This is a genomic window from uncultured Prevotella sp. (assembly GCF_946407605.1).
Taxonomy (GTDB): Bacteria; Bacteroidota; Bacteroidia; order Bacteroidales; family Bacteroidaceae; genus Prevotella.
In genome coordinates, this window is record NZ_CAMJOS010000001.1 from 97295 (window position 1) to 116066 (window position 18772).

An 18772-nucleotide genomic window follows, 5' to 3' on the forward strand; every position below is an offset into this window, starting at 1 on the left:
GCACATCTCTCACGCGTGCGTGTATATTAATAAGGTGTGCTTTCTTTGTTTTCATCTTTGTTGGGCTATCCTATCGGACCGCCATTAAGTTTGTTGTTTTGTATGAAAGCCCTGTGCTCTCTGTTGAAAGCACAGGGCCTATAGTTATACGATCATTTCATCATAATCTTCATAGCCTTGCCATTGCGAACAACGATATTCAAACCGCGCTGCAGCTTGCCCGTCTTCACACCGGCAACAGTATAGATACCGTCAGCAACGGTATTGTCGTTCATGATGGTCTCGATACCTGTCAACGGACCTTCCCATCCTGTGTTGTCACCCTTGGTGATGAGTGTCAGCGTCCATCCGCCCACAGAATACCAGTTGCCTGCGAAGACCTTCTCCGTCTTGCTTGCCTCGGTGCCGCACATGGTACCAATGAACAGCTCGTGGTTGGTCACCACCAGGTCGGTAATCTCCTGATGCTTCCAGCCGCGTCCCTGTGAGCTGTTGGCATTGTAGATGTCATACTGCAGGTCGGTAGCAACACCCTGATCCACAGCATCCCTTGCCTCTTCCCAGATAGGACCGTACTTATCGCTGGCAATAGCGGGCTCGCCAGTGCTCTCGTCGATGTAGTAGTCCAGAGGAATCTCTACGAAGATGGTGTCGGTCACACCAGCGAAGATGTAAGCACCCTCAGCAGGCGTACGGGTATAGACACCCACCTTATAGGTTCCGTTGGGCAGGTCTTTCACCAGCTGCGAGGCCTTGAAGCCAATGAGACCGATATGTGTGGTCTCGCCAGTAGTCTCGTCGTTGATATCCTCAGAGTGATAAGAGTCGAAATAGCGTGTGCCAGTACCGTCATACCACTGTCCGCTCTTCTCGCCATTGCCATCGCCATTACCCAGCACGATGTCCCATCCGTCGAGGGCCTCAGCATTAGGATTGGTGATATAAACGGTATAGTCGTCGGCATTGGTATCGTCCCAGATATTCTGCTTCTCCACGCCAATCATCGCCTTCTTCAGGTCGCTGACATAGGTATCGACAACGCTCTTGGGCTGCATCTCGGCCGTGAGTGAAGCCATCTGTTCTGCCATCAGGTCGGTGAGCACCTTCTTACCAGTGGGCTGGGCAGCGCTAGCCACCTCGTCGGCCTCACGATAGACAGGAGCATAGGTGTTCACGTAGTTCTTCAGCAGCTCTACGGTAGCATCCATCTTGGTATAGGTAGCCTCGTCGCTGGCAATCCACATCATCACATAGTTATAAGCAAAACGGGCGATAGGCATTGAAACACCGAAGGGCTCATGGTCTTCCACTTCCCTACCCTCGATAAGCTCCTTCACCCAAAGCAGGGTCTTGCTGCTCAGCAGGTCAGGATTCTCGTCGATGGTCTCCTGTGTAGGCAGGTAGTCATAGTACTTTGCCTCACTGGTCTTGGCCACGTTCAGAGCTTCGGTCATCACATTGATGGCATTCACATAACCCTGTACGTCCTTCTCGGCCTTGTTGAAATAAGCTGCGAGGGTATCGTTCAGCGCCTTCTTGTCAGCAGCGAAGTGCATGGTCTCTGCCAGCTGGACAGCCTCAGTACCAATGGTATTATAGGTAGCCTCCAGCGCCTGGAGCATATCAGCTTCGGTAGCCTCGCCCAGATAGTAGAGCTTGAAATTGGTAGCGCAGAACCAACCTGTAGCACCGCTGCCAGTACCAGTACCTTCGGCACCGATGGTCAGCTTGCCGTCAACCACCAATACCTTGTCCTCGGCAGTCATGCTGATGGTCTCCCACTCGTTGGTATCCATACCTTCAAAAGAGAGTGTCTGCGTAGAAATCTTCTTGCCTGCGGTGGTCTGTGCATAGACATGCTGGTCGTTCAGGCAGCCAGACTGTGTAATCAGGTCGGCAGCCACTGTATAGTAACCATTAGGCAGGTCGGTGATGGTCTGTCCCACAGACTCGATACCTGTGAAGTTGTTGTTCCAAGCATTCCAGCAGCTACGCTCTGCCTTCCAGTTCAGACGGTTGTCGCCACCGCCAGCAGTACTGTTGTTCACCCAGCCATCGCTGTTCAGGTCAGGACTTGAGGCGCTACCATCAATATAGCGGTCCTCGCTAGTCTCCTCGTCATACCTCTTGGGGAATACCCATGTATTATCCTGCCACAGAGGTTCTGCATCGGTATTGATGAACCAGGGATGCTGGATGAAGATGGTATAGTCAGCAGGATTATCAATGGTAGCCACCTGCGACAGGTAGTAAGCCTTGATAGCTGCTGTAGCCTCTTCTACGGCACCCAGAATCTGAGCCACCACGTCAACGCCCTCGCCAGGCTGATTCTGCTTGTAGCCCAGAATCTTCTGGTAGGCTGCCTCAAACGCGGTCTTACCGGCATAGTTAGTGGTCTTGAGCAGGTTATCCATCTTGTTCAGCATGGCATTGACGGTTGACATCTCGGCAATGGCCTGACGGAACTCTGCCACACGGGCGTTGGCTGCCCTCAGCGCAGCCTCCATCTCGTCGGCATCACCTCCCATAGCGTCTTCAATCTCGAAGATATAGTCTGTTATATAGGCTGCCAGACCGTCAAAACGGGCACCAGCGGCAGTATTGGCCAGGTCCTGACACTCAACAGCCAGGTCGTCAAGGTCTGACTTCAGCAGCTCCTCGCGGTTGGCCTCACCTATCTTATAAAGCTTGATACCATCGATAAACACCCAAGGGGTATTGTTCGAGCTGGAATTAGCAGCCTGGAATCCAAACTGGATAGTAAACTCTGCGGTGGGAGTAAACTCAAACTCGTGCTTGGTCCATTCCTTGGCTGTCAGCGCTGCACCACCTTCTTCCTTGAAGACCTCCTTACGGCAAACGATCTGAGACAGGTCGGTAGCAGTAGCCGAGGTGCCATTGTTGACGTTGATGGTCCAGTACTCAAGACGATACTTGGCGCAAGGCAGATTCACCACCTGCTTGTAGGCAAACGAGTTACCCCATCCGGCACGGAGGTAAAGGGCACCGTCGCCACCTTCGAAAGCAGAAGGCTTGGCTGGAACGCTCAGATAGCCAGTGCCATCGTCGGCAATAGGTACTGCAGTAGCACCAAGCTCATAGGGAAGAACACCGAAATAAACCCATTCGCAAGCCTTACTCTCAATGCGTGGATTGGGTTTATCAGGATTGTCAAGATTGACCCACTCCCATCCCTGAATCTGACCAACGAAACCGTTGGTAGCATCGAAGGTACGACCGTCTTGACGGCTCTTAGGGGTCGTAGGATTCACAATAGCATAGAGCGAACCGTCAGCAGCAACACCTGCTAAACTACGGTCACTCAGCACTTTAGACTGGTCGACGATCTCCTTCTTGGAGCCATCGGCCTGCCAAGTCAAGTCAGCATCAAAGCTGGCATTTTGGATGTAATGGGTAACATCCTCTTGTGCATACGATGATATCGACATCATCGCACTCACAATGAAAAGTGATAGTTTTTTCATTTGTAGTAAAAGTTAGTTAGAATAGTAAAAATAAATTAATATTAATTTGCAGGTGCAAAAATACAAAAAATCTTTTAAACTACCGCACTTTCTTCTAAAAAAATTAAGAAAAGGGCTTTATAGGGCAAAAAGATAGGGCCTTTGAAGCAAAGACCCTATCAGAATGAATATAAAGATGTAATTCGTGTCGTATTTTTTTGCGAACTCCGTGATATTATGCGAAGCAGGGCAAATCTTTCTTCTGCACCAGATATTCGCCAATCTGCACGGCATTGAGGGCCGCACCCTTGCGAATCTGGTCGCCAGAGAGCCAGAAAGTGAGACCATTCTCGTCAGAGATATCCTTGCGAACGCGTCCCACGAACACATCATCCTTGCCAGCAGTCTCCAGAGGCATGGGATAGACGAGGTTTGCAGGGTCATCGACCAGCGTACAGCCAGGAGCTGCAGCGATAGCTTTCTGGGCCTCCTCAACGCTGATAGGCTTCTCAGTCTCAATCCAAACAGACTCAGAGTGAGAGCGTAACGAGCTGACACGCACACACATAGCCGAACACTTGGCATCGGTATGCATAATCTTACGCGTCTCGTTGTACATCTTCATCTCCTCCTTGGTATAACCGTTGGGCTGGAAGACGTCAATCTGGGGAATGACGTTGTAGGCCAGCTGATGCGGGAATTTTTTCACCGTCTTCACCTCGCCAGTCTCTACCATCTCCTTATACTGCTGCTGCAACTCGGCCATAGCAGCGGCACCAGCACCAGAGGCACTCTGATAAGAAGAGACGTGGATGCGCTTGATGTGCGAGATATTCTCCAGCGGCTGCAGTACAACCACCATCATAATAGTGGTGCAATTGGGGTTGGCAATAATGCCACGAGGGCGCTTCAGGGCATCCTCAGCATTGCACTCAGGCACCACCAAGGGCACATCGTCGTCCATACGGAAGGCTGAGCTGTTGTCAATCATCACGGCACCATACTTGGTAATGGTCTCGGCAAACTCCTTCGAGGTGCCAGCACCAGCAGAGGTGAAGGCAATATCGATATCCTTGAAGTCATCATTATGCTGCAAAAGCTTGACGGTGAGTTCCTTGCCACGGAAGGTGTATTTGGTGCCGGCAGAACGCTCAGAACCAAACAAAACCAGTTCGTCCATAGGGAAATTTCTCTCGTCGAGCAGTCTCAGGAACTCCTGACCAACGGCGCCGCTCGCGCCTACAATAGCTACTTTCATATCCTGTTTATTTAATTTTTGCGTGCAAAATTACAACTTTTCCGCCAATAATCTATCATTTTGGCAGAAAAATTTGGTTTTTAACCAAGGATTTGCAGAAAAATGAGTATCTTTGCAAACAAAATGCAAACACCAGACATCATAGAGCCGCTGATAAAGGACCCCACGCTGATTTTCTTCGTGGTGCTGCTCATCATTCTCTTCGCACCTATTGTGATGAGTAAGCTGCGTATTCCGCATATCATCGGCATGGTGCTGGCTGGTGTACTCATTGGCGAGCACGGCTTTAACCTGCTGCAACGTGACATCTCGTTTGAGGTGTTCGGACAGGTGGGTCTTTACTACATCATGTTTCTGGCTGGTCTGGAGATGGACTTGGAGAGTATCAAGAAGAACTCGAAACGCCTGGTTATCTTCGGGCTGCTCACCTGTCTGGTACCGCTTATCCTCACCTATGTAATGTCCATCAGCATACTGGGATACTCGGCAAAAGCCTCGTTCCTGCTGGGATGTATCATGGCCTCGAACACGCTGGTGGCCTACCCTATCATTGGACGCTATGGTCTGCAACAGAACTCGAGCGTGATGCTCAGTGTAGGATCGTCCATGCTCTCCTTGTTTATGGCGCTGGTGATGCTGGCAGGACTGGTAGGAACGTTCAGCGAGGACAGCGGATGGCTGTTCTGGCTACTTTTCGTTGTGAAGTTCGCAGCATTCTGTGCTGGCAGCATCTTACTGATACCCCGTCTGACACGTTATTTCCTGCGACGCTATAGTGACTCCGTGATGCAGTATATCTTCGTCATCGCCGTCATGTTCCTTAGTGCTGCGCTGTCAGCCTTTATCGGGCTGGAGGGCATCTTTGGTGCGTTCTTCTCCGGACTTATATTAAATAGGTATATACCGCACGTGTCGCCCTTGATGAACCGCACTGAGTTCATTGGTAATGCCATCTTCATTCCCTACTTCCTGATTGGCGTGGGAATGCTCATCAACCTGCGGTCGCTGACTGGTGGAGCAGAGATTTGGGGTATCGTACTGCTCATCGCTTTCTTCGGCACCTTCGGAAAGGCGCTGGCTGCTTATGTCTCAGCCTTACTGTTCAGGCTGACGAAAGCAGAGGGTCACATGATGTTCGGACTCACCTCGGCACATGCCGCTGGCGCCATTGCTATGGTGATGGTTGGTAGAAGACTGCTCATGGATGACGGGACGACACTGGCTGACGATAATATGCTCAATGGTGTGGTTATCATGATTCTTGTCACCTGCGTCATCTCAACCCTGATGACAGAACATGCTTCTCAGGAAATCGTGTTCAACGAAAGGGCACTGCCCGACATGAAAAAGCCTCAGCAGGACGACGAGAAGATCATGGTCTGCGTAAAGTATCCTGAGATTGCCCCGCAGCTGCTGGAGCTGGCACAGCTGACCAAGAACCAGAAGCTGAAACGCGAACTCGTAGCACTCAACGTGGTTTACGATGGAGAGAACAGCGCCAAGGACCGTGAACAGGGCATACAACTGCTGGAACTGCTGCAACGTCAGGCCAGCGCCTCGGATATTCAGATGCAGACGCAAGTACGACTGGCCACCAACATTGCCAACGGCATCAAGCATGCTTTCCGTGAGAGTGGCTGCTCTGAGATTGTGATGGGTATGCACGTTCACACCGAGGTGACCAAGAAGTTCTGGGGAGAGTTCATCCAGAGCCTCTACAACGGCCTGAACCGTCAGATTCTACTGATGCGATTCACACAGCCCCTCAGCACCCTGCGCCGCATTCAGGTGGCCGTGCCCAGCAGGGCTGAGTTCGAGCCTGGCTTCAATCGCTGGCTGGAGCGTCTCTGTCGTTTTGCAGGTCAGCTGGACTGTCGCGTGCAGTTTCATGGTCGCGAGGACTCGCTAAAGCTTATCAAGCAATACATCAACAACCAGCACCCCAACGTAAGGGCAGAATACACACAGATGTCGCATTGGAACGAGCTGCCCAATCTGGCCAGCCATATTGCCAATGATAATCTCCTGGTAGTCGTTACTGCCCGTAAAGGCACCATCAGCTATAAGACAGCCCTCGACCGTCTGCCCGATGAACTCACCAAGTATTTCTCGGGTACTAACCTGATGATTATCTTCCCTGACCAGTATGGTAATACGAAGGAAGAGAAGATGAGCTTCACCGAAGCCCAGCACCACGAGGAGAGCAGTATCTACGACACCCTACTCCACTGGTTTCAGAAGTCACACAACGCCCACTAACCCATTAGACCCATAATTCCCATGATAAAAATAGAAAATATCACCAAGAGCTTCGGCTCACTACAAGTGCTCAAGGGCATTGACCTCCACATCGACAAAGGCGAGGTGGTGAGCATCGTTGGCCCCAGCGGAGCCGGAAAGACCACACTCCTACAGATCATAGGCACCCTTGATAAGCCCGACACTGGTTCCGTATGTATCGACTCTGTCGATACCAGCACCCTCTCGCAACGCAAGCTGGCCGACTTCCGCAACAAGCACCTGGGCTTCGTGTTCCAGTTTCATCAACTGCTGCCAGAGTTCACAGCTATCGAGAACATCATGATTCCATCCTATATCGCTGGAACCTCAAAAAAGGCAGCAAAAGAACGTGCCACAGAGCTCTTGCAGTTTATGGGGCTGGCCGACCGCGCCAACCACAAGCCCAACGAACTAAGTGGTGGCGAGAAGCAGCGTGTTGCTGTGGCCCGTGCCTTGGTCAACAACCCTGCCGTTATCTTGGCAGACGAGCCCAGTGGTTCACTCGACACAAAGAACAAGGAAGAACTGCATAAGCTTTTCTTCGACCTTCGCGACAAATTCGGACAGACCTTCGTCATTGTCACACATGATGAGCAACTGGCTACCATCACAGACCGCACTATCCACATGAAGGACGGTTTGTTAGACACTCCTGTGAGTATCATCAGTCCTTTAAATTCCACAGAACCATGATTAAGCTCGGAGACTACAACACCCTGAAAGTCATCAGACATGCTGAGCAGGGACTCTATTTAGAAGGCGACGAACAGAGTGGCGACATCCTGCTCCCTAAGCGATATGTGCCGCAGGGCCTGTCTATTGGGCAAGATATTGAGGTATTCCTTTATTTAGACCAGGACGAGCGCCTCGTAGCCACCACAGAACAGCCGCTGGCCAAGGTTGGAGAGTTTGCCTGTCTGGAGGTAGCATGGACTAACCAATACGGGGCTTTCCTCAAATGGGGGTTGATGAAAGACCTCTTCTGTCCCTTCCGTGAGCAGAAACAGCGCATGGAGGTGGGCAAGCACTATGTGGTCTATGTGATGGAAGACACAGAGACCCATCGACTGATGGCCACTGCCAAGGTGGAGAAGCATATTGAAGTACCATCTGTTGAGGAACTGCCACAGCTCACTCATGGCACTAACGTGGATTGTCTTGTTTGGCAGAAGACCGACCTGGGCTTTAAGACCATCATCAACAACCGCTATCAGGGACAGATCTATGATAATCAGATATTCCAGTCTCTGCATACTGGCGACCGTCTCTCGGCCTATGTGGACCATGTGAGGCAGGATGGAAAGATTGACATCACGCTACAGCCTACAGGGCGTCAGCACACGCTTGACTTTGCCGAGGTTCTATTACGTTATCTCTACGAAAACGATGGCCACTGCGACTTAGGAGACAAGAGCGATGCCACGCTTATCTACGACCGCTTCAAGGTATCGAAGAAAGCATACAAAAAAGCCATCGGCGACTTATACCGCCGACGACTTATCACTATTTCTGACGAGGGGATTGCTCTCGTCTAAGACTTTTCTATTAGAAGATTCTTCCTACCAAACGGACGGTAAGCTGCGGATAAACCGTAATCTTACTGAGGATATCGAGAACCTCGTCACCATCGTTGCCGAGGTCTTTCTTCTCCAGCTTCTTCTCGCCATCGCTACCATTCAGATAAATCTCAGGCTTGCCCCAGAACTGCACACCAAAGTCAAAGTTACAGGTCAGGCGACTGTTCTTTGGCACCATACGGCCAACACCAATACCTACATAAGGACGAACCGCGTTCACCTTAATACTGGCATCCACATGACCATTCTCATCAGGAGCCAAGAAGTAGTCGCCCATCTCTACACCAATGCGAGGCAGTGAGCCACCATGAAGGGCTGCAAGAGCAGCAAGGTCAGCTGGCATAGGAGTTGCCTGCACATCCTTGTTCCAGTTTGCGATACCTATGAAATCGGCATTATCCTTGTTCTGCACCGTGATAATCTCTTTTTTACCGAAATATAGACCTGTAGTAACGCGGAATGCGTTCTTGAAAGGATGGATATCGAACAACAGATGACCTGCGCCCAAACCTGTCTTACCCTCAATCTTCACTTTGTTATTAGGAACAGCATAACGGGCAGGGACATCACTCTTCTTGAATGAAGACTCAAAACCAATATTCACATCAAAGTCCTTCGAAACAGAAGGGAAGATGTCCATACCACCACGAATGGTGAGATAATCGGTAATATCAGAACCTACATCGATGGTGATACCCGTGAGACCAAAACCAACGCCAACACCTACATGCTCGAAGATGTTGTTGCCATTCCATTCATTCCACTCCTGTGACTGTGCCTGCATGGAGGTAACACCCAGCAGCATGCAACCTAAGACCAATAATTTCTTCATAAGCTTAGTTTTTTAAGTTAATATTCGTTTCTGGGTGCAAATATAAGCAAAATAATCGAAACGACAAATAATTATAACAAAAAAAAAAGGAAGCGGGTGCTTCCTTTTCTTTATTCTTAGAACTCTGCAGACTTCGGTGTGCGTGGGAAAGGTATCACGTCGCGAATGTTCTGCATACCTGTTACAAACAGGATGAGACGCTCGAAACCTAAGCCGAAACCTGCGTGAGGGCATGAGCCCCACTTGCGGGTGTCGAGATACCACCACAGATGAGTCTTGTCCATCTGGCGACGCTCTACCTCGCTCATCAGCTTATCGTAGCTCTCCTCACGAACAGAACCACCGATAATCTCACCAATCTGCGGGAACAGCACGTCAGTACCCTGCATGGTAGGACCAGGAGCCACAGCGCCCTTGTAGCCTACGCTACCCTCGCCCTGCTCTTCATTCTGCTTCATATAGAACGACTTGAAGGCACGGGGATAGTCAGTCATGATAACGGGCTTCTTGAAGTGCTCCTCTACGAGGTAGCGCTCGTGCTCAGAAGCGAGGTCATCGCCCCAGTTGCAGGGGAACTCGAACTTCTTGCCGTTCTTGATAGCCTCCTGCAGGATCTTGATACCCTCAGTATAAGGCAGGCGAACGAAGGTCTCCTTCAACACGCCTTCCAGACGCTCTATCAGCGTCTTGTCGATCATCTTATTAAGGAATGCAAGGTCGTCCTTACAGTTATCGAGGGCCCACTTCACACAGTACTTGATGAAGTCCTCTTCAAGGTCCATCAGCTCTTCCTGGTCAATGAAGGCCACCTCAGGCTCCACCATCCAGAACTCTGCCAAGTGACGAGGGGTGTTTGAGTTCTCAGCACGGAAGGTAGGTCCGAAGGTGTAGATAGCACCCAGAGCCGTAGCTCCCAGCTCACCCTCTAGCTGTCCACTAACGGTCAGTGAGGTCTGCTCGCCAAAGAAATCATCGTCGTAGATAATCTTTCCCTGCTCGTCCTTCTTCAGGTCGTAGAGGTTCTTGGTGGTCACCTGGAACATATTTCCTGCGCCCTCACAGTCAGAAGCTGTGATCAGCGGGGTGTGGAAATAATAGAAGCCGTGCTCGTGGAAATAGGTGTGAATTGCCATCGCCATATTGTGACGGATACGCATCACAGCACCAAAGGTATTGGTACGCAGACGCATGTGAGCATTCTTACGCATGGCCTCAAAGCTCTGACCCTTCTTCTGCATAGGATAGTCATTGCCGCAGAGACCGTAAACCACCAGATTGGTAGCCTGAATCTCTGAAGACTGACCAGCACCCTGGCTCTCTACCAAGATACCCTCGGCACAGATACAAGCACCAGTCGTGATGTCTTTCAGCAACTGCTCATCGAACTTAGTGGGGTCGACCACCACCTGAACGTTGTTGATGGTAGAGCCATCGTTCAATGCTATAAAGTCTACTGCCTTTGAAGAGCGATGCGTGCGCACCCAGCCTTTCACGCAGACTTCCTTTCCAAATTCCGTGCTTTTCAGCACGTCAATTATCTTAGTTCTTTTCATATTATTAATTAATCACTATTCGTAAGATCCCATACGCAGACGGTCTACCTCTTCCTCGGTGAGGTAACGCCAGTCACCACGACGCAGGTTCTTCTTGGTGAGACCAGCAAACTGCACACGGTCCAGCTTCAGCACCTTATAGCCGAAGCTCTCGAAGATACGACGTACGATACGGTTCTTACCTGAATGGATCTCGATGCCAACCTGCTTCTTATCCACGGGATCAGCATACTGAATATCGTCAGCCTTGATTTCACCATCATCGAGTGTGATACCCTCAGCAATCTGCTGCATATCGTGAGCCGTCACATTACGGTCCAGATAAACATGATAGATCTTCTTCTTCAGGAACTTAGGATGGGTCAGTTTAGAAGCCAGGTCGCCATCATTGGTCAGCAGCAGCACACCAGTAGTGTTTCTGTCGAGACGACCAACGGGGTAGATACGCTCAGGACAAGCATTCTTCACCAGATCCATCACAGTCTTGCGCTGCTGGGGATCATCGCTCGTTGTCACATAATCCTTGGGCTTATTGAGCAGTACATATACCTTCTTCTCAAGCAATACGGGCTCTTCGTGGAACTTCACCACATCAGTACGCAGCACCTTGGTACCCAGCTCGGTAACAACCTCGCCATTGACGGTCACCACACCTGCCTGGATGAACTCATCGGCCTCACGACGGCTGCAAACACCTGCATTAGCCAGGAACTTGTTCAGACGGATAGGCTCACTGGGATCGTAGTTAACCTCCTTATACTCAATACGTTTCTTCATTGAGTACTTAGCATTGGGATCGTAGTCGGCTGTACGCTGACGGAAGCCACCCTGAGGACGCTGGCCATAGCCGCCACGCTGCTGATAGCCACTACGTGGCTGACCGTATTCACCTTGGGGCTGAGGACGCTGACCATAGCCGCCACGCTGCTGAGGACGCTGCTGGTAGCCGCCACGCTGCTGATAGCCACTACGTGGCTGACCGTATTCACCTTGGGGCTGAGGACGCTGGCCATAACCGCCACGCTGCTGATAGCCGCCCTGCTGGCGAGGCTGGTAGCCCTGCTCGTCGCCATCCTGATTGTAACGGGGACGATAGCCACCCTGAGGACGCTGCTGATAGCCACCACGCTGCTGACCATAGTCACCCTGCTGGCGGGGCTGATAGCCACCATTATTGTAATTATTATTAGGACGGGGACGATAGCTACGCTGAGGGGCCTGACTCTGCAATCCTGCACCAAAACCCTCAGGACGGAAGCCGCCCTCATCTTCTTGACCTTGTTTGTTAAAACCGGCACGTTCATAGTTGACAGGACGCTGACCAGTGTGAATACGTGGACGGGGCGAACGTCCTACTGGACGAAACTCTTTCTGGTAACCCTCACGGCTAGCGCTACTGTCCACCTGCTGTTCTTCTTGTTTCTTTTCGTTTTCAAAATCCATAATTCATAAATCTTTTAATAGGTTAATATGTGCCTCACGGCTTTTTACTCTGTTTACTTTTATATAATTGTTATTAATCACATTTACACTCCAGTGTAGTTCCAAGGCGTAATGGCCATCAATTCCTGCTTCACCTCGTCGCTGACCTCAAGCGTCTGAATGAACTCGTGGATGGTCTGTTCGTCCATCTTCTTATTCGTTCTCGTCAGAGCCTTCAGCGTCTCGTAAGGATTAGGATAAGCCTCACGACGAAGGATGGTCTGAATAGCTTCTGCCACCACAGCCCAGGTATTCTCAAGGTCTTCATGCAGCTTCTCTTCATTGAGAATAAGCTTACGCAGACCCTTCAAAGTGCTCTGGAAAGCGATAAGAGCATGACCCATAGGCACTCCAACATTACGAAGTACAGTAGAGTCGGTCAAATCGCGCTGCAAACGACTAACAGGCAATTTCTGTGCCAGGAAGCCCAGAATAGCATTAGCTATGCCAAGATTACCCTCACTATTCTCATAATCGATGGGGTTCACCTTATGAGGCATCGCGCTTGAGCCTACCTCACCAGCCTTGATCTTCTGCTTGAAGTACTCCATTGAGATGTACATCCAGAAGTCGCGATCCAAGTCGATAATGATAGTGTTGATACGGCGCATAGCGTCAAAGATAGCTGCCAACCAGTCGTAGTTCGAAATCTGAGTGGTATACTGCTCACGCTCCAAGCCCAGTTTCTCGCTGACAAACTTATTGCCAAATTCACGCCAGTCATATTGCGGATAAGCCACATGATGAGCGTTATAGTTACCCGTTGCCCCACCAAACTTGGCTGTCACAGGAACATCCTTCAAGCCATTCAGCTGCTCTTCAAGGCGATAGACATAAACCATGATCTCCTTGCCCAAGCGAGTAGGAGAAGCAGGCTGTCCGTGAGTCTTGGCCAGCATAGCCACATTCTTCCATTCCTCAGCATAGTCGTGAAGCTGCTCGATGAGCTCCTCCAGCAGAGGCACATACACCTCGTCGATAGCCTCCTTCACAGAGAGAGGCACGCTGGTGTTGTTGATATCCTGAGAAGTCAGGCCAAAGTGAATGAACTCCTTGAAAGGATTCAAATCCACTGACAGACTCTTCGATATAGCATCAATCTGTTCCTTGATAAAGTACTCTACGGCCTTGACATCATGATTAGTCACAGACTCAATCTCCTTCACGCGGGCAGCATCCTGCTCGCTGAAGTTACGATAGATGTCACGAAACCGTTCAAAGAGACTATGGTCAAAGTTCTCCAGTTGAGGAAGAGGCAATTCACAGAGTGCGATGAAATACTCTATTTCCACGCGAACGCGGTAACGAATCAATGCATACTCAGAAAAATAGCCTGCCAGTTGTTCGGTTTTGTTTCTGTAACGGCCATCAATAGGCGAGATGGCAGTCAGTACGTCCAGTTCCATTTAATGTTATTAATTCCTAATTATACTATGTTGTGTTATCACATTATCCAATGAGATTGCAAAGGTACAAAGAATAAATGAGAAAAGAGAAATGAGAAATAAGAAATTTCAAGCAAAGATACGCTTTTTTTGATATTTAACAAATATCACACCACAAAGGAGCCGAAAAAGAGAAGAGGTTGCAACATTTCTGTTGCAACCTCTCTTTTGTGGGCGTTGACGGATTCGAACCGCCGACCCTCTGCTTGTAAGGCAGATGCTCTAAACCAACTGAGCTAAACGCCCTCACTTCTTGTAAGCGGGTGCAAAGGTACGCACTTTTTTTGAAACCACCAAATTTTTTCGCACTTTTCTTGCTATTTTATCTAAAAAAAGCATTTTTGCGCCTAGAAAACAACATTTAATCCTCAATTAAACACTATCTTAATACATTTACAAAGTAAAACATGTTTTACTTTCGCCTGGTCTATTCCCTACTCCACGTTAGATAATGTCTGGATACATAATAAATAAAAGAATGCCATGCAGGAAACCTGCATGGCACACTTTATTTAGTGTTATAACAATCTAATTAATTAGTTGCTACCACCACCGTGGGTCTTAACTTCCTCAGGAGTTGTGGTCTCGATAGAAACAGAGGTTGTAACCTTACCGTAAACAGTGACCTCAAGATTCTTCTGAGCAGAATTGAACTTGTAGGTCTTAACAACCTGAGAAGCCTTTACAGTAGCAGTACCATCAACCTTCTCCCAAGCAACAGTCTTAGAAACCTGTTCTGTATTCTCTCTACCGAACATCTTCTTCAGCAGCTTCTTAGCGATAAGAGAATTCTTAGTCTGCTCATCAGCCTCATAACCATAATCAACCTTAAGGGTAGCCTTACCATCGCTTGCAGCTGCAACAGTCTCATACTCCTTAGTTGTAGTGGTCAGATCACCACAGGTAATAACCAAGAGAACGTCCCAAACAGAGAAGTGAGGAATGTCAGCGGTAAGTTTGTCACCATCCCGAGCAGGAATAACAACATCGTTACCGTTCTTAACATTAAATTCATAACCAGCACTTCCAGGGATATTCAAAGAAACCTTAATAGGAGAGCTGAATACAGCGCCATCAGGTTTGCACTCGATAGCCAGAGGAGCCTCTGCGACTTTGTCATTCTTCTTAATACCATCAACAGAAGTATTAGTTGCATCGGGAGTGAACACGGTGATTGAATAGTCACCAGTAGCAGAAGCGTTAGTATTGGTAGCACCATTGAAGTCAATAGAAGCATCAACACCAGTCTGCTCAGCGTTATCACTACCATCAGTATTGTTCACAGTTCCAGCAGGAGCAGCCTCAGCAGTAGCCTGAGGAACGCCCTTACCTGCAGATACCAGTTCGATATCGAAGTACAGAACAGCACCGTCCTGGAAGTTGAAGCTGATAGTCTTAGTCTGACGACCGTCAGCAGAAACCTTGAACTGACCACTTGCAGGAGCATTGGTAATCTCTACATTCTCACCAGTCTTAGAGAAATTGAAGCCTACACCCTGAACCGTTGCACTTACGTTAGTGTGAACGAAAAGTGTACGAGTCTCCAACTGAATAACATTGTTCACGACAGTGGTCTCTTCCTGCTCCTCACCGCTGTGGCATGAAGTCAAAGCCGTTGCCACGCAGAGACCAAGAGCGAGACTAGCGAATTTCAAAACATTCTTTTTCATCTTTGTCTTATTTTTATTATTTCTTTTATACTTACTTATTTAATGCTAACAACAGCACGACGGTTGTAAGATACGGGTGAGATATCGTCTACACCACCAGCAGCAACAACCTGAATCTTGCTCTCAGCAACGCCCATCTTAACGAGCTCGTCCTTAACGGTGTTAGCACGCTTCTCAGACAGAGTCTGGTTGAAGCTAGCGCTACCAGTCTGAGAGTCAGCATAACCAGTAACTACGAGAGACTTGTCGCTATTCTTTGCGAGGTCAGCCAGAGCCTGCAGGTTAACGAGGTCCTTCTTAGAGGCAACCTTAGCCTGACCGATGTTGAAGAATACAGATACGGGAGCAGCAGAAACCTCCTTAACAGTGATAGTCTTGGGAGCCTCGGGCTTGGGCTGGTTCTTCAGCAGGTTGTTCAGACGAGCGTTCTCGGCGTTAGCGTCAGCGAGCTGAGCGTTGAGAGCGTCGATCTGGCTCTGATGGAGAGCGTTGATAGCGTCAACATCGGGCACCTTGTCCCAAGTAGCCTTACCCAGGTTGAAGGTCAGACCAACCTCAGCAGCGAAGTAACGATCGGTAGAAGGAATGCTGTGACCATAAGCATCACCGTTGCCAGCGTTGAAGCCAGGCTTTGCGGGGAATACATCGTCATCAGAGATATTGAAGCTGAGGTCGATGTTGAAAGCAACATGCTTAGACAGCTTCCAAGTGTTCAACAGACCAAGGCTTCCAGCATGACCGTTAAGATTGTCATCAAAGTTACGGATCATACCAACACCAGCGTAAGGAATCAGGTTCCAAACACGAGTCTCATTGTAACCACAGAACAGATTGCTCAGGTTGAACAGAACCTGCTCCTGAACGTTCATGAACTTAATGGCATTGTTGCTAGCGTCCTCTGACTGTACGTTGCGGCCCCAGATACCAGTAGCCTTTGTACGAAGTCCCAAGCCGGGAGTAAACCACTTACCAATAGCAACAGAAGCACCAAGGTTACGACGGAAGTCCTTAAACAGACCCTTAGCGAAGTCATTTCCCTTTTCTTCGTTTGTGTAGAATGCACCATAAGCGAGATCAGCTGAAATGAACCAGTTGCTCCAGAATGAGTTTGTTGCAACGCTATACTTCAGAGAAGCTGCGTCTTCCTGTGCCATACCGGCAACAGATACACCGGCAAAAGCCAGTACCATCAAAAACTTTTTCATACAATTTTAGTATTTTATAAAACAATAATATCAATAATTTGGTTGCAAAAGTAGATAATTTATTTTAAACTGCCAACAAAAAAGGCAACAAAATGCATTTTTAACATAAAAAAACTTTAAAAACCGTGATTTTTTCACAATTTTAGAGTAAAATTAGCCAAAAAGCTGTTCAATATCATGTTGAGGCATTATACAGAGTATTGTATGCCCATCTGGGGTGTAGTTTACATTAGGACAGGAAAAGAGCTCATTGACAAGATGTTCCATTTCCTCATTACTCAGGACCTGCCCATAAGGAACAGCTGCATGGCGAGCCAGACCGAGGGCCAGAGATGCATATACACCCTCAGCGTCACTACATCCTTTGTCAATAGCATCAGCCACCACACTACGAACTAAGTTCACAGGATTCAGTCCTTCGAGTCCTGAAGGGATGCCATTAACCACGAAGCTACCCCCGCCAAGGAATGTGATATCAAACCCCATCTGCCTGAGGTCTGGCAAGAACTTCTGTACCAAGATGCTGTCAGAAGGAGAAAATTCTATCATCTCAGGGAAGAGCACACGCTGTGAACTGGCAGGCTTCTGCCTCATGGCACTCATATATTGTTCATAGCGGATGCGAATATCTGCTCGCTGCTGGTCAATAATCATCAGGCCAGACTTTACTGCCGTCATGATATACCGTCCCTTATATTGATAATGTACGGGCGACTTCTCAGAGATAAGCATATCTGAGAACCCTTCACTCTCAACTTCAGAAAACAGTTTGCCTTCCGTTTGCTCTACAACAGGTTGTTCGTATAGCTTCTCCCAATCTGGCAAAGCTGATGACTTGGGCTTCTTGTCATAAGAGCCAGAACGTGTACTTTTAGGGGAAGATGATTCGAAGGGGTTATAGGTAGGACTATAATGTACCTGCGGCATCTGCACCGATTCATGCTGGGGGTCAAATATCGGGATATCTGGACGACCTTCCGTATCAAAGTTAATGGTAGGAACATCACAGAACTTACCAATGGCATCCTTGACTGCAGCTAAGAGAATCTGCCAGATGTTCTGCTCATTCTCAAATTTGATTTCTGTTTTCGTAGGATGGATATTGACATCTATGCCAGAAGGATCTACCTCTATGTAAATCAAATAAGGAACCTGCATCCCAACAGGCACCAAGCGCTCGAAAGCACTACATACTGCCTTATGGAAATAAGGATGCTTCATGAAACGGCCATTGACGAAGAAATAGTCATGACCTCCTTTCTTACGAGCCGACTCTGGTTTTCCTACGAATCCCGTAATACGACAAAGGGACGTCTCCACCTCAACAGGCAGCAAATCCTGACTCATCTTCTTTCCAAAGACATCAGTGATACGCTGTTTCAGACTGCCTGCCTTAAGACTCATCAGTTCCATCCCATTACTATAAAGCGTGAACTCGATAGAGGGATAGACCAGCACGATACGCTCAAAGGCTATTAAGATATTATTCAGTTCCGTCGCGTTTGTCTTGAGGAACTTACGACGAGCCGGAACATTAAAGAATATATTATCGACCTTGAAATTACTACCCACAGGACATGAGGCTGGTTCCTGTCCAGTTACCCGAGACCCTTGAAGTGTGAGGCGCACGCCAACATCCTCAGTTGCCATACGAGTAGTCAGCTCCACCTGCGACACAGCAGCTATTGACGGTAATGCCTCGCCACGGAAGCCCATCGTCTGAAGAGAGAACAAATCTTCGGCTTGACGAATCTTAGAGGTGGCGTGACGTTCAAAAGCCAAACGGGCATCCGTTTCAGACATACCACAGCCATCATCAATGACCTGAATACTCGTACGACCTGCATCAACAACCAGCACTTTGATATGACTGGCACCAGCATCAACAGCATTCTCAACCAGCTCCTTAATCACAGAAGCTGGTCGCTGTATAACCTCACCAGCAGCAATCTGGTTGGCTACCGAATCTGGTAATAACTGTATGACATCACTCATAACACTCTGGT

12 protein-coding genes and 1 tRNA gene are annotated in these 18772 nt (G+C 48.8%); 3 read left to right on the forward strand and 10 right to left on the reverse strand.

The window, feature by feature from the left end; translation table 11 throughout:
- Positions 1 to 152 precede the first annotated feature (152 nt).
- Both Q0R57_RS00425 and Q0R57_RS00430 read right to left on the reverse strand, forming a co-directional pair.
- Entirely contained in the window at positions 153 to 3485 is a 3333-nt protein-coding gene (locus Q0R57_RS00425) for a hypothetical protein (RefSeq protein WP_294742752.1), read from the reverse strand.
- 214 nt (positions 3486 to 3699) lie between these two features.
- Positions 3700 to 4722 carry an aspartate-semialdehyde dehydrogenase gene (locus tag Q0R57_RS00430; RefSeq protein WP_294742755.1) on the reverse strand — a complete coding sequence of 341 codons (1023 nt, stop codon included), beginning with the start codon at positions 4720 to 4722 and terminating at the stop codon, positions 3700 to 3702.
- 123 nt (positions 4723 to 4845) lie between these two features.
- Between Q0R57_RS00430 and Q0R57_RS00435 the strand changes: the two genes are divergently transcribed.
- From Q0R57_RS00435 to Q0R57_RS00445, 3 genes are read left to right on the forward strand one after another with little or no spacing between them, the layout of a single operon-like run.
- Entirely contained in the window at positions 4846 to 6981 is a 2136-nt protein-coding gene (locus Q0R57_RS00435; protein ID WP_294742756.1) for a cation:proton antiporter, read from the forward strand.
- Positions 6982 to 7002: 21 nt separating this feature from the next.
- Complete coding sequence (locus Q0R57_RS00440; RefSeq protein ID WP_294742759.1) at positions 7003 to 7695, forward strand: ABC transporter ATP-binding protein; 693 nt, start codon at positions 7003 to 7005, stop codon at positions 7693 to 7695.
- Positions 7692 to 8537: a S1-like domain-containing RNA-binding protein gene (locus Q0R57_RS00445; protein ID WP_294742763.1), complete on the forward strand. Its 846-nt coding sequence runs from the start codon at positions 7692 to 7694 to the stop codon at positions 8535 to 8537. Before Q0R57_RS00440 ends, Q0R57_RS00445 begins: the two co-directional genes overlap by 4 nt.
- A 10-nt stretch (positions 8538 to 8547) precedes the next feature.
- Here the strand turns inward: Q0R57_RS00445 and Q0R57_RS00450 are convergent, their stop codons facing one another.
- From Q0R57_RS00450 to mutL, 8 genes are all read right to left on the reverse strand, one after another.
- A complete protein-coding gene (locus Q0R57_RS00450; RefSeq protein ID WP_294742765.1) occupies positions 8548 to 9411 on the reverse strand; it encodes a hypothetical protein in 864 nt (287 codons plus the stop codon).
- A gap of 116 nt (positions 9412 to 9527) precedes the next feature.
- Positions 9528 to 10964, reverse strand: coding sequence for an asparagine--tRNA ligase (asnS, locus tag Q0R57_RS00455; RefSeq protein ID WP_294742767.1), 1437 nt, complete (start codon positions 10962 to 10964; stop codon positions 9528 to 9530).
- 15 nt (positions 10965 to 10979) lie between these two features.
- Positions 10980 to 12407 (reverse strand): pseudouridine synthase, encoded by a 1428-nt coding sequence (locus tag Q0R57_RS00460; RefSeq protein ID WP_294742769.1) that lies wholly within the window; start codon positions 12405 to 12407, stop codon positions 10980 to 10982.
- A gap of 83 nt (positions 12408 to 12490) precedes the next feature.
- Complete coding sequence (gene purB / locus Q0R57_RS00465) at positions 12491 to 13852, reverse strand: adenylosuccinate lyase (protein WP_294742772.1); 1362 nt, start codon at positions 13850 to 13852, stop codon at positions 12491 to 12493.
- Positions 13853 to 14062: 210 nt separating this feature from the next.
- Positions 14063 to 14137: transfer RNA gene (locus Q0R57_RS00470), tRNA-Val, on the reverse strand.
- A 290-nt stretch (positions 14138 to 14427) separates the two neighbouring features.
- The gene (locus tag Q0R57_RS00475) at positions 14428 to 15561 is read right to left on the reverse strand and encodes a hypothetical protein (protein WP_294742773.1); all 1134 of its coding nucleotides are present in this window, start codon (positions 15559 to 15561) and stop codon (positions 14428 to 14430) included.
- A gap of 35 nt (positions 15562 to 15596) precedes the next feature.
- Positions 15597 to 16766, reverse strand: coding sequence for an OmpA family protein (locus Q0R57_RS00480; RefSeq protein ID WP_294742775.1), 1170 nt, complete (start codon positions 16764 to 16766; stop codon positions 15597 to 15599).
- Positions 16767 to 16919: 153 nt separating this feature from the next.
- The gene (gene mutL, locus Q0R57_RS00485; protein WP_294742778.1) at positions 16920 to 18761 is read right to left on the reverse strand and encodes a DNA mismatch repair endonuclease MutL; all 1842 of its coding nucleotides are present in this window, start codon (positions 18759 to 18761) and stop codon (positions 16920 to 16922) included.
- Positions 18762 to 18772 lie beyond the last annotated feature (11 nt).